This is a genomic window from Temperatibacter marinus, from assembly GCF_031598375.1.
Classification (GTDB): domain Bacteria; phylum Pseudomonadota; class Alphaproteobacteria; order Sphingomonadales; family Kordiimonadaceae; genus Temperatibacter; species Temperatibacter marinus.
Genome location: NZ_CP123872.1, coordinates 714,076 through 728,084, shown reverse-complemented (window position 1 = coordinate 728,084; position 14,009 = coordinate 714,076). Strand labels below are relative to the sequence as shown.

Below are 14,009 nucleotides of genomic sequence, written 5' to 3'. Positions count from 1 at the left end.
CCATTCCTGTTTTGGGCCATGTTGACTTATGCGAGCATCCGGCCCGCAATGGTGAAAAGTGAGATGCCATTAAAGGCCATGCAGCCCTTTGCAGCGACACGGACAGTCAAAGGCCAGTGTCGATAGAGAAACCGCCCTCCCAGAGCGAGAGTGATGAGAATAGGCATGGTGCCAAGGGTAAAGGCTATCATACCGACAAGGGCATAGATCGCAGAGCCAGTGCTAGCGGCCACCAACAAAGCTGCATAGAGAAATCCGCAAGGTAAAAAGCCAAGGAAATATCCATACATGAAGCGTTGAAAGCCAGTTTGTTGCCGACTGAAAGGGCGGGCAATATTTGCAATCCACGCCGTATAGCTGACGGGTAATCTGAGAAAAGAGAGAGGTGATTTGGTGCTGGGTATTGCGCTCAAAATAAACAGAACGCCAGCCACTGATAAAAAACTAGCGATGATCATTTTATGGCCTGCAGATTTAATGAGCGCTGTTCCTAAACTCGCAGCGAGCATTGCAAGAAGGCAATAGGCTGTCATGCGGCCGAGATGATAGGGCAGACTGGAAATGACCATCCGGCTTACTGTTAGCCAAGAAAGAGAGTCATTTTCAGGGGCCTCAGTGTGAGTAGCAGTTTGGCCCATAATGAAAGGGCCACACATTCCTGCACAATGGGACGCACTGCCAAGCAGGCCTGCCATAAACAAGACCAAGAGGAGGGGCATAAAGCGTCCATCTAAGTCATATCCCTGTGTTAATAAATAGTCCATTGATCGAATCTCATTGTTGCGATAAGGGACTATTAACCTTAGTTTAAGAGGTCGTATTTGACTTTTGTCAAAACCTAAATTTGTGTCTTACTCTTAATTTGAGAAACCGGGCTGCTCTTAATGGGGCAGTCCAAAAAAAACCCTGCAAACAGCAGGGTTTTCATAAGTTATTTAATGACCAGAACTTACATGGAAGCTAAGCGCGCAACAAATTCGTCCGCTTGCGTACGCAGTTGATTTGTATTTTGATTAATCTCATTCACGGCTGTGGCAGTCTCGTTGGAAGCAATGCGGACTTGCTCGACGACACCAGCGAGTTCGTCTGTGGTATGGGAGACAGATTGAGTTTCCTGAGATGTGGCTTGTGCAGCCCTTGATGTCTCTGCAGTTGTGGCAGATTGCTCTTCGACAGCGGCAGAAATGCCCGTTGAATTTTGCTTCACTTCAGCAATGACTTGTACAATTTCCTCATTTTGTTTTGCAGCATCTTCACTGGCTTTTGTGATGGCGTTGATTAATTTTTCTATTTCCTCAGTCGCACTTTGTGATTGGTTCGCTAAGTTTTTCACTTCATTGGCGACGACTGCAAATCCTTTGCCAGCGTCTCCAGCGCGGGCTGCCTCAATTGTCGCATTGAGAGCCAGCAGGTTTGTCTGATCCGCAATGTCATTAATCATTTGAATAACAGTGCTAATTTCTGTGGACCGCCTTGAAAGTTCTTCAATTGCTTCTTTTCCTTTAAGCGTCGCATTAGCCGCTTGATCTGCAACCTGCGCAGTTCTATTAACTTGTTGTGCGATCTCTTGAGCTGTTGCAGACATTTCTTCAATACTGCTGGCGACTGTATTGACATTATCGCTCATACTACCGGTTGCGCCTGAAACGGCTGACAATTTAAGATCAGCAGTGTTGGTGGTTTCTTGTAGGTTTTGACTGTTATTCTCGATAGATCGAATAGAACTGCCCATGGTGTCAAGGACACTCATAATAGTTGACTGGAACTCATTTGTAATTTCTTCGCGAGTTTGTATCGCTAAGGCAGCAGCTTTTTCTCGTTCTTCTTCAGCCAATTGAGCAAGGCGAGAATTTTCATCAGACTTTTCTTCTACTTCAGCTAAGGCGTTTTCCGCTTGGGCTTTGAGAGCTTGCGCTTCTGAAGCCGCTAATTGTGCTTTCTCAGCTTCTGCGCTTGCGGCGTCTTGGGCCTCTTTAACTGTTGCAAAAGTCCCTTCTAATTTCATGGCTAGCCAGATGAGGCTGGGAATTTCTAAGATAACAATCAGGGCATGCATAAGAACACGCCAAAAACTGGACTCTGAAGGGAAGACCCAAGTAGGTACAGCAAAATATAGAATGATATGATGTGCAGCCACAACCCCTGCGGATAGGATAATGACTCTGAAATCGCAGAAAGCCGCAACAGCTGCTAATACTGCAAAGAAATACATATGCATGTCAATTTGGTAAGGATGACCCCGAAATTCATACACAAGAAGAGCCGCAAAGAGCACCAAAGAGACACTAGAAAGTTGTCGGTAAAGGGCGTTTGGCCCTTGGGCTTTCAAGATATAAAAGGGAACGCCTGCTATGATCACAGAAATGATTAAGGGACCCAAGATGGGGTTGCCTGCGGAGAGACCCGCGATGGCCACAAATACAATGTGAAGAAGGAGGGCGTAGCCAAGTAAATTTCCGAAGCTCTCGCGAATATCTTGAAGCATATTCATAGTTTTTTCCTTTAGAGCATTAATAGTTCAAAGAGTTAACAAATTCGTTTTCCGATCGCGGGCTAGAACAACCACTTGCTCCTTCTGCATTGATCACTAAAACTGCCCCGAGTTTATAGAGATCTAACCAGTTATCTAAACGAGAAGGCTTGAAGAGATAGCGATGCGCTGTTTGGGCATTAATAATCGTCCCTTCCATGGTTAAAAGAGATGCGATATTTACAGATTGGCTTGAAGTTTCAGGAAAATGAACAAGCCAAACATCTTCTTGCGTTGGCCACAAGTGAAGTAACACTAGTGCTGTAATGCCTGAAAACCCCCACAGAAAAGCTTTCATCAGTATCTTCCTTTATTCACATTTGACAAAGAGGCCCCCATTATTTCTCTCCCATACAGTATACGACTTATACTCTATTTTAGATTATCTTATTGAAAAGAGCTGCTTGTAAACGATTAGATCGCATACTGACTTCACATGAAATAATATTCTTAGAATGCAATTATGCTGCACTATGAAGCAATAAAATGAAGGGGATCTTCAACTGAGACCATGCTCAAAAACTTAAGCATGGAATCCAATCGCATGGCGATACATCCTTCTGTAGGGGAGAAATCGTCCCGGGCGAGGTGCATAAAAACAGCGCTGCCTGCAAAAGGGACTACGGGATCATCGTTATGGCTAATCACTACAATAATATCGTAGACATGATCTTCACGCCAAAGTTTTTCGTGACTGGATGAGAAGGGCAAGCGCACCAATTTATTATAGAATTTGTGATGCGGATCATCGCACCACCCAAGATCCGGGGAGAGGGGATCGATTTTAACTTTTGTATGAGGGTGACTTATGCGGTCTGGGCGATAGAAAACTTGTCTCACCGTGTAAGTGCCGGCGGGCGTCATCTGGTCGCCCTCTTTCCCGTCAAGATGAGGAATAAATCCTTTTTTTCCGCTGCTACACTTTGCTTTAAAAAGAGGCCCTTCCATCAACGCTGTTGTTGGATTTTCAATGCTTTGTGTTACCGTCCAATGTGTCATCTTCAAAGTTTAGTCTGGCCTTTGAGAGAATGCAAGACTGTGTTCACAACAAGGTGATTGGTGTTCATAGAGGACCGAAGGTATATGTTAACCATGATAAAATTTCTGATTTCTTTGCTGGGGGTCGCACTTTTGGGGACATCTTCCGTGTCATCCGCAGCATCAAATATAGCGGCTAAAAACTTCCTCATTTCAGAGGAAACACCGACTGTTCTTGTTGAGTTATTCACCTCACAAGGATGTCCAAGCTGTCCGCCCGCTGATGCTATGTTACGAAGCTTAAAGGGAACTGACGGTGTTATGGTTTTATCGTGGCCAATTGATTACTGGGATCGCTTAGGCTGGGAAGATACTTTTGCTCGGTCAGAACATTCTATGCGCCAATCAGCCTATAATAAGCGCATTGGGATGTCGGGTGTTTATACACCGCAAATGATCTTCAATGGAATATATGAGGCCAAGGGCTCTGACAAGTCAATGGTTACTGCCGCTCTTCAAAAAGCAAAGGGCAGGGCACGTTTGACACTTAACCCTAAGCTGGTGATCTCAAAAGATAACGTGACTATAAATTTACCTAAAGCAGCCCTTGAAGATGGGGCGCAAATTCGGTTGGTCTATTTTATAGAAAAAGCGTCAGTTGCTGTTAGAGGCGGGGAAAATAATGGGCGGACGCTACACTATACACATGTAGTGAGACAAGCAGATGTAATTAAAGACTGGACTGGGGAGCCAATCTCACTTTCCATGCCGTTGATTAAACCAGAGTCAGAAGTGACTCACATAGCCGTGCTTGTTCATAAACGCTACGGACAAGGTGTAGTCTTAGGTGCCTCTGCAGGAAAAATCCCTTCTGAGTGAGATTATTCTGAAATTGTTTCAGGGGCCATAGCATAACAGTCAATGCCATTCTTTTTGAACCGCATGCAATAGCGTACCGCTTCTGTCATGCTTTCCATCGGACCCATAACCAATTGATGCCGGGTGGGACGAATGGCTGAAGGGACAATCTCATATTGAAGAATATTTGCGATTTGGCTGTAATCTTTTTCAATGATTTTTATTAAATCTTCAACGTCACTCTTTTGAAGTGCAATGCCGAGTTCAAGTCGCCACACATAATTCCAGGATAGAGGCAAACTTCTTTTGTTGCTTGAAGGAGCAATGCTGTTAAAAACAAGATCTATTCTAAGAATATCTTCGCTGAAGCCGTATTCAGTGAGTTTTCTTGCATATTCACGCCCAGCTTCACGAGCGTCAAAAGAAAGTTCGTCAATCATTTGTGCCTCAGCTTTGATAGCATTTCTGTAACCTTTTCCCGCGGCTTGCCAAATGAGTCCATAGCCTCGAATTGGATCTTGCTGTAAAAGAGCATCTCCGTTCCAATAGAGCAAACCCAGCATATAGAGGGCTTCTTCTTGATCTTCGATTGCAAGTTGTTGCCATGAAGCGATTGCATTCAGCACACTGCTTCGGCTTAATATTCTACCGGCAGGATTTGTACCTTTATCAAAGTATAGCATATTGGCTAAGGTGAGGCCGGCTCGACTATGCCCAAGCGCAGCTGCGCTTCTATAGTGGCCGACAGCTTTTTCAAAATTGACGCCGCTCTCTAAGATACCAAGCCGTTCGATCTCACCTAAATGAAAATAGGCTTCTGCACTGCCATCTTTTCCCAGCTGTTCAAGGGTCGCATAGCCGCGGCTAAAGTTCTGTCTTTGGATGTCATCAAGGGCTCTTTGCAATCCGTTGAAATTTTCACGGCGTGCACCTCTCATCTGACCATATATTTGTCCAGCTGTTATTTCTTCGCTCGTTGCCTTTGAAGAATCGCTTTCAGGATTTTCGACTTCTTGGTTTTCTTGAGCAGACAGCACAAAGCTATTTATACAGAGCACGATGAGGAACAGGCCTATGAATGGAATAGGGTTCAAAAGAGAGGGGATTTTATGCCCATTTTCTTGGTTTGCTCTACTATGCTTCATTGTATCCTCATTTTCTCAGCTTTATTCTCTTATACGTGAAGAGTAACAGGAACACCTAGTTAAAATTTTAATCGAACTTGTTGAAAAGCCAATTAAAAATTTTGCCATTTATTGGCTTCTAGCGGTGCTTCAGGCATATCTTTACCTCTGATTCTGATGAAAATATGGTGATTAGTATGCTGAATATTGGAAAATTAGTCGTAATTTCTGCTTTTGTCCCTCTTGTAAGTGGCTGCAGTGGGCTCTCTGGACCGTCGTTTGATAATGCAGATGTGACAGCACTTCGGCAAGCTAAACCTAATATGCAAAGGGCACATACTGAGGATCCTCAGGTTTCTTCCTCAGAATATCGTCGCAACCTATATAATACCGCACTCATCTTGGCTCGAAAGGGCGATCATCAGGCGGCTATACCTATTTTCCGCCATAGCCTGGCCTCATCGGATACACTTGAAAGGCGAACAGCGCTTGCCTCTTCCCTTGTGGCTGTTGGTCAACATCAAGAAGCTGCTCAATTATTGCAAGAGGTGACAAATGCAGGCACAGGCCACGGTGAAACATGGTATACCTTAGGAAAGTCGTGGCTTGCCTTGGGAAGGTATGATGAAGCACTGGCTGCATTCTCAGAGGCGTCTAATCGATTAACCGGCGATCCACGTCCAAGAAGTGCCCGCGGGGTAACTTTTGCTGCAATGGGAAATATTTCTAGTGCATTAAACAGTTTTGATATGGCCCTGAAAGTTCGATCACAGGATAGAGAAACTCTCTCAAATAAGGCCTTGGTTCAAGCCCTTTCAGACAATGAAGGTGCGGCTATAGAGATATTAGAAACCTTGGTTGATACAGAGCAGGCTGATCCGAGAGATCGACAAAACCTTGCTCTCGCTTATTTAATGCAAGGTGAGGATGAGAAAGCTCATGCGATTGGCCGTATTGACCTTGATCAGGAAACCCTCACTGATACGTTTCTATTTTACCAAGAGATTAAAGCGCTGCCCATTGACTATAGAATGCGGGCACTGGTTTCAGGAGCTGTTGATCCTGCATGGGATAGCCGTGAAAGCGCAAATATGAAATTGGCCAACAATGATAATAGAATTGAAGCGGCGAAGCGGATCATTCTAAAACCGGCACCTGAGCCTCGCCCAACCCCCCCGCCTCTACCTGAACCTGTTGTTCAAGAAGACCCTGTTATTCCACCTCTATTAGAGCCTGAAGGCTGGGCCGTACAAATTGGGGCCTATAGAACTATTAAAAATCTTGTTCGCGGTTGGGATATCTTAAAAGAGAGAAATGCTGACATTTTAGAAGGCATCCCCCCGCGCCGTTCTGAAAAAGATTTTGGTCCACGAGACTCTACGCCTAGCGGATTTTATTACCGACTGAATGCTGGACCGCTTGAAAATTATTCTGCAGCAAAAATATTGTGCGACGCTTTTATTGAACGTGGCACTGATTGTTGGATTAGGCCGCCAGAAAAGCCAGAAGGGAAGCTGCCCTCAAGGGCTGAAAACCAATAAGCTAAACCTTGCAACATCATCCTATCCTGCCTAGACTGCTTTCAGCTTTATGCAGGAGTAAATCATGACATCTTTTAACAGCCCATTTCTTTTGGGGTTTGATCAATTAGAGCAAATGCTAGAATCTGCAGCCCGAAGCAGCGCAGACAGTTATCCGCCTTACAATATTGAACAGATGGGGGATCATAAGCTGCGCATTTCTTTGGCAGTCGCTGGGTTTGAAGATGATGATCTCATGCTGACGATCGAAATGAACCAGCTCATCATTAAAGGACGCCAAAAAAAACCTGAGGAAAGCCAAAACTTTATTCACCGGGGTATCGCGTCTCGGCAATTTATAAGAAAATTTGTTCTAGCGGACGGGATGGAAGTGAAAGACGCTTTTTTAGAATATGGTTTGTTGCATATTGATTTGGTCAGAAAGCAATCTGAAGAAATTGTCTTAACTATTCCCATCAGAGCATAAGAGTATGAAGCAATTCCAAAAGCGCTTTCAGGTTAAAACGCACGGCCAAGAATTAGTCGATCTTACGGCGTTGTGTGAAAATTTTGTTGCGGAAGGGGGAATGACGACGGGACAACTCACCCTATTCATTCAGCACACCAGCGCTTCTCTCACTATTCAAGAGAATGCCGACCCAACAGTACAATCGGACTTAGTGCGAGCTTTTCATCGTCTTGCTCCAGAAGATGATCGATTATATGATCATACGATGGAAGGCTCCGATGATATGCCAGCTCATATTAAAAGTGCCCTTACAAATGTGAGCCTCACCATACCGATCAGTGAGGGGAGGCTGATCTTGGGCACATGGCAGGGTGTTTATTTATTTGAGCATAGAAAAAGTCCCCACCACCGACATATCTTTTGCCATTTGATAGGGACTTGAAGTTTTAGGTTCGCTTAGGGCTTATTAAAAATCATAAACCAGGGTAATTCGACCGATTGTATCCCAGTTAGCTGTGCCAGCAGGAACGACGCTATCATGTTTGACATCAAAGCCAAGGCGGGCAGCTAAACTGCTATTAATTTTAGATGTAAGATTGAATTTATTCTCAAATCTGTTTGAATTTTGTGCCATTGAATATGAGATTGTGTCGTTGAACTGAAGGCTGTCTGAAATTTTCCAAAAGACATTGCCCGATACACGACCAAGAAACTCAGTATCGGTCACACCACTGTCTAATTTATTATACCGAAGACCAGGGCCGATATCTAACCGTGCTTTAAAGGTTGACTTGTCATAGATTTGATAACCGATACCGAGCGTTTCTAAAATTTGGTGGTCATATCCAGAGAAAGCATCAGAGAGAAATTCAAGATGGTTTACCAAGAACATTTTATCCCAAGGACGCCAAAGTAAATCATGCTTTGCTCGGAAACGTTTTTTCTTCGTCTCTGTTTCCCCGGTAGCATCGTTTTTACTGCGATTAAGGTCATAATCAAAATCAAGGATATGTTCCCATTTGGTGCCGAATTTCCTCTTCATGCTGAGGCCTGCAGAGATGGATGTCTCGCTTGTATCACCAGTGGTATTGCCCGCGCCAAGTTCCGCTTGCATATTCCAAAGTTTCGCATCAAAAATCCGACTGTCTTCTTCTTCTTTTTTTGCTTGAGCTGTGCGCACTAGCGTGTCGCGGGTTTGCTTTGCAACCTTGACGTCTTGCTGGTTAACCCACTCAGGTGCAATTTGATTTGCTTTCAAGAGGATATAAACAGCTTTGTCTTCAAATGTTTTCTGAAGTGTCGACACAATGATTTGAAATTGCGTTTTATCACCGGTTGCATGCGATGTTTTTAAGATGGCTTCAACCCCAGAGGGCAGACTTTCGTCAACAAGGCCAATATTGAGAAGTTTAATCTCACTGGCAAAGGTGCGGCCACTCATTAAACATCCGACTAAACATAAAAAAAGAACTGCTTTTTTCATCGATATCCCTAACTTATTCTTCTAACTTTTTCCGTTGATAATCGAAAAGCTACTCGCGGTCCAGCGAAAAATGCTGAGAATACTAGGCTTTGTGTGCATCAGAGCGCATGACAGGGATAAGAAGAGGAATGGCTAGGAGAGAGTGGATTACACCTGCCCATAAAATTGTGATAATCGACATCTGCATTTCTAAGAACAAACCGATAAGCCAGGGTGATAGGGCTGTAGATAAGACGACAATTGAGACAGAAAGAGCCTTGATCTCTCCCAAGTATCGGGTGCCGTATAATTCCGCCCAAACGCTATTATTCACAGGAATTGAAACGCCCATAGAAAAACCCAGCACAAAAAAGAATATGCCAGCCCCCGTGAGAGATTGCATATAGATACAAATCAGGAGTGCGATGGATAGAATAGGGGCTGCAAGTAATAAGAAGGGTTTACCGCCGTATTTATCAACCAAACTTCCCATGATAAAAGGTGCGAGAATGGCCGAGACACCATTAAAGACATAAAGCGAAGTGAAGTCTGCCATAGAGATATTTTTAATGAGGGCAATATCAGAAGCAAAAAAGAAGACAGCAGTTACCCAAAAAGGGATAGCCAGAAAATTTGGTATGAGTAAATAAAATCGATAATCCTTAATCACATCGCGGCGTCTTTTATGTTGGGCAGTCTCTTCTTGTTCACTATTGGACGTTGTCGTTGCTTCTACCCAGCACTCATGGCGTTTATCATGATCTTTAAGAAAGAACATTGTGAGGGGAATGCTCAATGTTAAGAAGCCTACACCTATTAAAAGCCAACTTTGCTGCCAACTCATTGCTTGCTGAGTAAGAGTTGCTAAATAGGGCAGCAGCGCTTGCCCAAGCGGTATGCCCAGCATCGCAATAGAGAGTGCCTTGCCTCTGCCCGTTAAGAAATATCGAGACATGCTCGTTGTCGATGTGTGAACGAAGAGCCCTTGGCCGATCAACCGTATAAATATTAAGGCTAGAATTGTTAAAGAGAAGAAGGGAGAGAAATACAATAGAAAGAGCGTGATTATCATGCAAACCACAAGTCTTAGAGTCCATTTCTTCAAGGGCATATGGTCAATGTGCCCCCCCAAGAAATTTAATCCGACTGCAGACCCAATGGTGATCAAGAGATACCAGAATCCAAACTCACTATTAGAGAGACCTAAGTCGGCCATCATATTTACTTTATAGGCACCAAACACATATGTTTGTCCAAAGCTTGAGAGAAAGGCCATAAGGAAACCAAAGCTTAAAAAGCGGCTGTTTTGGTGTAGAAATTTGAACGTTTGCATGGATGATCCTTAGGCTTTTTCGTGCTGTATCTTCCATGCTTTAGGAGGGAATGCAAGAATGATTATATGGAATAAGAGAAATAGAGGATTTTAAGTAATTTTTACCCATGACTCGGCCCCCTTAGAAGAAAAGCTTATACTAAGTTTTCTGTAAGAGTGAGATGTAAAATGTTTAAGACAGAGAGCCGTAATCCAGCCACCTATGAAAGTGAAAAAATCACACCAACTGTTTCAGAAAAAACTGTGCAGAGCCAGCATTTTTCTAGCCCAATTGCCCGGATAGAATCTGTTTCGCCAGCCGATTTAACGGCTGCCGTGCAGGATGACTTAGCCTGCTATGCGTCAATTTCGGAAAAATGTAATATTGGGGCAACCATGAAAATCCCAATCAGCGGTGGGTGGGTTTTTGCTTCTATCTTAAGTATTCGCACGCGTGAGGCAGGACAGGCCCTTGAGCTGGCCATGACCTTTGTCGGCGCTATCCAAGATGGAGTGTTTGCGCGAGGGGTTGATACCTTCCCTGCAGTTCATGCCCCTGTTTATCTCGCTTCTGACGAAGATCAACGGCATTTGTATCAGCAGTCAGGCCATGATTGTATAAGGATCGGAACAGTCTATCCTAGCCCCGATGTGCCTGCGATGTTGAACATAGAAAAACTTTTATCTCGTCACTTTTCTGTCCTAGGGAGTACGGGCAGTGGTAAAAGTTGTACACTTGCGCTGATGATTCATAAACTTGTGGAAAGTTGCCCTCAGGCTCATGTGCTCATTTTGGATCCCCATAATGAGTATGCGAAATCATTTGAAACCATGGGCGAACATTTCAACACTGAGAATTTATCGCTTCCATACTGGCTGATGAATTTTGAAGAGCATATAGAAATTTTCGTTGGCAGAGAACTGACAGATCGGGATAGTGATATTGATATACTGAAGCGGTGTCTCTTTTCAGCCAGAAAGGCCTCCGCTGCAGAACATAGCCTCTCTCGTCTCACTGTTGATACTCCAATTCCTTATAAACTGACAGATTTGTTGCGGGCACTGGAAGAAGAGATTGGCCGTTTGGAAAAGGCCGAAAATACCCAGCCTTATCTAAGATTAAAGGCTAAGATTGAAGAACTCCGTTCAGACAGACGCTTTGCTTTTATGTTTTCTGGTCTTCTTGTTCAGGATAGCCTCCACGATTTAGTAAGTAGATTGCTTCGCTTTCCTGTGGAAGGCCGGCCTGTCAGTACCTTAGATCTTTCTGGGATACCGAGTGAAATTGTAGATGTGGTAGTTTCTCTCATCTCTCGATTGGTCTTTGATTTCTCGATGTGGAGCCGCAAAGCTGGGGCTTCAACCCCTCTTCTTCTCGTGTGTGAGGAGGCACATCGCTATGTACCGCATCATTCAAGTGGCGACAAAAGATTGCAATCTGCAAGAAAATCACTGGAGCGAATTGCCAAAGAGGGCCGTAAATACGGTGTCTCTTTAGGGCTGGTTAGTCAACGACCATCAGATCTTTCTGAGGCAATTTTATCCCAGTGCGGGACAGTCATATCCATGCGGATGAATAATGAAAGAGACAGAAAATTTGTTGAAAATACCATGCCAGAGGGGGCTTCTCATTTCTTGAGGCTGTTGCCTAGCTTGCAAAATCAAGAATGTCTTGTCTCTGGAGAAGGCAGTGCATGTCCCTTGCGCGTGCGTTTGGATTATTTAGATATACCATACCAGCCCGCGTCTAATGATCTTGATTTTGCCTCTTTGTGGCGTCATGATTTACCAGACACGCATAATACGATCCATCAAACATTGAGAGCTTGGAGGCGGGGTATACGCTAATAAAGTTCTTTTAACTCAGCCTTCTACCATGTGAATCTATTGTCATCAGCGTTGGAACATCCTATAGTTAAGTATCAAGTATTTAGCCTGAGGATTGTATGGTCGCTTCTGGAAAAACGAATTCACATTATGAAATCCTTGGGCAGCGAGGCAGCTCATGGACAGTTGTGGATATTCAACATGATCGAAAAGAGGCAGAAGCATCCGCGGAAAAAATTTGGAAAGCAAGACGATATACGGCTGTCAAAGTATTAAAAGAAAGCTTTAATCCCCAAGAAAAAACTTTTTCCTCTGTTGAAATATTACTGCGGGGCGCCGTTCGTAAAATATCAAAATATGATGAATCTAAATCGGTTACGCCCTGTTTGACTCCTGATAGTCTGTATAGTGCAGGAGGACGCGCCTCAATTTGGGAGTTGATGCACAATAGCCTCAGCGAATGGCGGATCACCCCTACAGAACTTTTACACTCGTGGAACCACTATAATCGATTGTATAATGCAGGAACGCGGCTTCAAAATGCTGTTCAACGGACGGCAGTTGCCTATGAAGATTCGCCAGAGTCTATTCAAGAACGCATGCGAAAACTCTATAAAGTAATTGATTCAGCCGTAGAGACCATTAAGAAGAATCAAAAAGATGTGCCCAATCTGGAGATGGGGCGCTTACGACCTCTTATCGAAACATTGAAGTCCTATCCCAATAAACAATATTTATTAACGGCCAGCATTACGAACTATCTTGAACCCGCCGTGACCCTAGAAGATAAAATTGGGCGTATTGTTGTTTTCTTATCGGCCAAAAGACCGGATTGGGTTTTGAAGATTTTTGATCAAATTATTTCTGAATTGCTTATGTTTAGAGGCCTGCTCAGTCAAGTTCTTGAGAAATGTGAAAGTCGCGGGGCAATATTAATATCTTTGGCCTATTGGTCCGTAGGAAAGTTGGATCAAGCTGCAGCGATGCTAGACATTAAATTTTCTGATGATGTTATGTTATTGAATAAATTCATTCGACTGGAGCATTTACCGGAAACTGCGCAAGTCTTGAATAATCAGTTGCGAAGTGAGCTGAATATTGGACAACCGCTTGTTGAAGGAGGGACAGTCAAAGAACAATTTGAAGTTCTCTTCCAATTGAACAAAGCCTTGGCCTATTTAGCCGAAGCTACGGCCCGCTTTGTGGACATGGAAGATAAAATTGCTGAACGTCAGTCCCGTCTCATCAATAGCCAAGCGATCGCTGAATATCTAGCAGATTATGAATCCGCCTTTGACCGGGCAAATGCTTTGTTAGATTTGGAACGTGTGACCATCGGGCAGAGCTCTGTAAGACAAATTGCTAACTATCTACTGCCGTTGTTGTCCACCCCAGAAAATGAAGCGCAAATGACTCGGACCAAACATAACCTGATTGGCGGCATGCAGCTGATTACTGCGATTCAAAAACGGGTGATTAAGGCGCGCTTTAATGAGATGCATAAGCGCAAGATATCTGAAAAATTAGATTCCTTCTGCAAGCAGATCATGAAAAAATCTGATATGCTTTCAAAGCTTAATCAAGTTGAAGGAACCCTGCGCGAAAAAGTCTTGAGGCTATTGGACATGTTGATCTCCGATACTTTTACGGAAGGAATTGCACGTACCTCGGTCAGTCATATGGTTCAGCATTATTTCAATCAAACAGATTTTGTTGCTGAATATTTAGAGGGCTTCGATGAACAGGAGCACGATAAACTCATTTTAGAGCTTCGTGAAAAAGTAAAAGAAGCCCAATTGAGTAATCTTTCTGACTTAGGGTTCCTTGTGGAAGAAGGCGGCGGCGAGGCTGAGGATGTCGATATTGAGGATCTAATCTCGAAATCGGAGTTATATGGTCAAAAGGCTTCCGAGGATCTTTGGTAAAAGA

At 43.8% G+C, this 14,009-nt stretch carries 13 protein-coding genes; 6 read left to right on the top strand and 7 right to left on the bottom strand.

Annotated elements, in window-relative coordinates; genetic code table 11:
- Positions 1 to 26: 26 nt before the first annotated feature.
- From QGN29_RS03310 to QGN29_RS03295, 4 genes are all read right to left on the bottom strand, one after another.
- Positions 27 to 764 (bottom strand): sulfite exporter TauE/SafE family protein, encoded by a 738-nt coding sequence (locus QGN29_RS03310; protein ID WP_310799250.1) that lies wholly within the window; start codon positions 762 to 764, stop codon positions 27 to 29.
- 185 nt (positions 765 to 949) lie between these two features.
- On the bottom strand, positions 950 to 2,491 hold the full coding sequence (locus QGN29_RS03305; RefSeq protein WP_310799249.1) for a methyl-accepting chemotaxis protein: 1,542 nt from the start codon (positions 2,489 to 2,491) through the stop codon (positions 950 to 952).
- Positions 2,492 to 2,510: 19 nt separating this feature from the next.
- A complete protein-coding gene (locus tag QGN29_RS03300; protein ID WP_310799248.1) occupies positions 2,511 to 2,828 on the bottom strand; it encodes a hypothetical protein in 318 nt (105 codons plus the stop codon).
- Positions 2,829 to 3,001: 173 nt separating this feature from the next.
- Positions 3,002 to 3,529 (bottom strand): L,D-transpeptidase family protein, encoded by a 528-nt coding sequence (locus QGN29_RS03295; protein ID WP_310799247.1) that lies wholly within the window; start codon positions 3,527 to 3,529, stop codon positions 3,002 to 3,004.
- A gap of 147 nt (positions 3,530 to 3,676) precedes the next feature.
- Between QGN29_RS03295 and QGN29_RS03290 the strand changes: the two genes are divergently transcribed.
- A complete protein-coding gene (locus tag QGN29_RS03290) occupies positions 3,677 to 4,387 on the top strand; it encodes a DUF1223 domain-containing protein (RefSeq protein WP_310799246.1) in 711 nt (236 codons plus the stop codon).
- Between the two features lie 2 nt (positions 4,388 to 4,389).
- On the opposite strand, the gene QGN29_RS03285 is transcribed toward QGN29_RS03290, so the two are convergent.
- The gene (locus QGN29_RS03285) at positions 4,390 to 5,511 is read right to left on the bottom strand and encodes a tetratricopeptide repeat protein (protein WP_310799245.1); all 1,122 of its coding nucleotides are present in this window, start codon (positions 5,509 to 5,511) and stop codon (positions 4,390 to 4,392) included.
- A gap of 176 nt (positions 5,512 to 5,687) precedes the next feature.
- Here QGN29_RS03285 and QGN29_RS03280 point away from each other — a divergent pair, with 176 nt between their 5' ends.
- From QGN29_RS03280 to QGN29_RS03270, 3 genes are all read left to right on the top strand, one after another.
- Complete coding sequence (locus QGN29_RS03280; RefSeq protein ID WP_310799244.1) at positions 5,688 to 7,031, top strand: SPOR domain-containing protein; 1,344 nt, start codon at positions 5,688 to 5,690, stop codon at positions 7,029 to 7,031.
- Between the two features lie 64 nt (positions 7,032 to 7,095).
- Positions 7,096 to 7,497 carry an Hsp20 family protein gene (locus QGN29_RS03275; protein WP_310799243.1) on the top strand — a complete coding sequence of 134 codons (402 nt, stop codon included), beginning with the start codon at positions 7,096 to 7,098 and terminating at the stop codon, positions 7,495 to 7,497.
- A gap of 4 nt (positions 7,498 to 7,501) precedes the next feature.
- A complete protein-coding gene (locus QGN29_RS03270) occupies positions 7,502 to 7,921 on the top strand; it encodes a secondary thiamine-phosphate synthase enzyme YjbQ (protein WP_310799242.1) in 420 nt (139 codons plus the stop codon).
- Between the two features lie 24 nt (positions 7,922 to 7,945).
- On the opposite strand, the gene QGN29_RS03265 is transcribed toward QGN29_RS03270, so the two are convergent.
- Together QGN29_RS03265 and QGN29_RS03260 are read right to left on the bottom strand one after the other, a co-directional pair.
- Entirely contained in the window at positions 7,946 to 8,962 is a 1,017-nt protein-coding gene (locus tag QGN29_RS03265; RefSeq protein WP_310799241.1) for a DUF481 domain-containing protein, read from the bottom strand.
- 82 nt (positions 8,963 to 9,044) lie between these two features.
- Positions 9,045 to 10,274 (bottom strand): MFS transporter, encoded by a 1,230-nt coding sequence (locus QGN29_RS03260; protein WP_310799240.1) that lies wholly within the window; start codon positions 10,272 to 10,274, stop codon positions 9,045 to 9,047.
- A 168-nt stretch (positions 10,275 to 10,442) separates the two neighbouring features.
- Here QGN29_RS03260 and QGN29_RS03255 point away from each other — a divergent pair, with 168 nt between their 5' ends.
- Entirely contained in the window at positions 10,443 to 12,101 is a 1,659-nt protein-coding gene (locus QGN29_RS03255; RefSeq protein ID WP_310799239.1) for an ATP-binding protein, read from the top strand.
- 98 nt (positions 12,102 to 12,199) lie between these two features.
- Complete coding sequence (locus tag QGN29_RS03250; RefSeq protein ID WP_310799238.1) at positions 12,200 to 14,005, top strand: hypothetical protein; 1,806 nt, start codon at positions 12,200 to 12,202, stop codon at positions 14,003 to 14,005.
- The last annotated feature ends 4 nt before the right edge of the window (positions 14,006 to 14,009 follow it).

Excerpts from the sequence above, each read along its gene's own strand:
- QGN29_RS03310 (WP_310799250.1), bottom strand. The coding sequence starts at position 764 with ATGGACTATTTATTAACACAGGGATATGACTTAGATGGACGCTTTATG.
- QGN29_RS03305 (WP_310799249.1), bottom strand. The coding sequence starts at position 2,491 with ATGAATATGCTTCAAGATATTCGCGAGAGCTTCGGAAATTTACTTGGC.
- QGN29_RS03300 (WP_310799248.1), bottom strand. The coding sequence starts at position 2,828 with ATGAAAGCTTTTCTGTGGGGGTTTTCAGGCATTACAGCACTAGTGTTA.
- QGN29_RS03295 (WP_310799247.1), bottom strand. The coding sequence starts at position 3,529 with ATGACACATTGGACGGTAACACAAAGCATTGAAAATCCAACAACAGCG.
- QGN29_RS03285 (WP_310799245.1), bottom strand. The coding sequence starts at position 5,511 with ATGAAGCATAGTAGAGCAAACCAAGAAAATGGGCATAAAATCCCCTCT.
- QGN29_RS03280 (WP_310799244.1), top strand. The coding sequence starts at position 5,688 with ATGCTGAATATTGGAAAATTAGTCGTAATTTCTGCTTTTGTCCCTCTT.
- QGN29_RS03275 (WP_310799243.1), top strand. The coding sequence starts at position 7,096 with ATGACATCTTTTAACAGCCCATTTCTTTTGGGGTTTGATCAATTAGAG.
- QGN29_RS03270 (WP_310799242.1), top strand. The coding sequence starts at position 7,502 with ATGAAGCAATTCCAAAAGCGCTTTCAGGTTAAAACGCACGGCCAAGAA.
- QGN29_RS03265 (WP_310799241.1), bottom strand. The coding sequence starts at position 8,962 with ATGAAAAAAGCAGTTCTTTTTTTATGTTTAGTCGGATGTTTAATGAGT.
- QGN29_RS03260 (WP_310799240.1), bottom strand. The coding sequence starts at position 10,274 with ATGCAAACGTTCAAATTTCTACACCAAAACAGCCGCTTTTTAAGCTTT.
- QGN29_RS03255 (WP_310799239.1), top strand. The coding sequence starts at position 10,443 with ATGTTTAAGACAGAGAGCCGTAATCCAGCCACCTATGAAAGTGAAAAA.
- QGN29_RS03250 (WP_310799238.1), top strand. The coding sequence starts at position 12,200 with ATGGTCGCTTCTGGAAAAACGAATTCACATTATGAAATCCTTGGGCAG.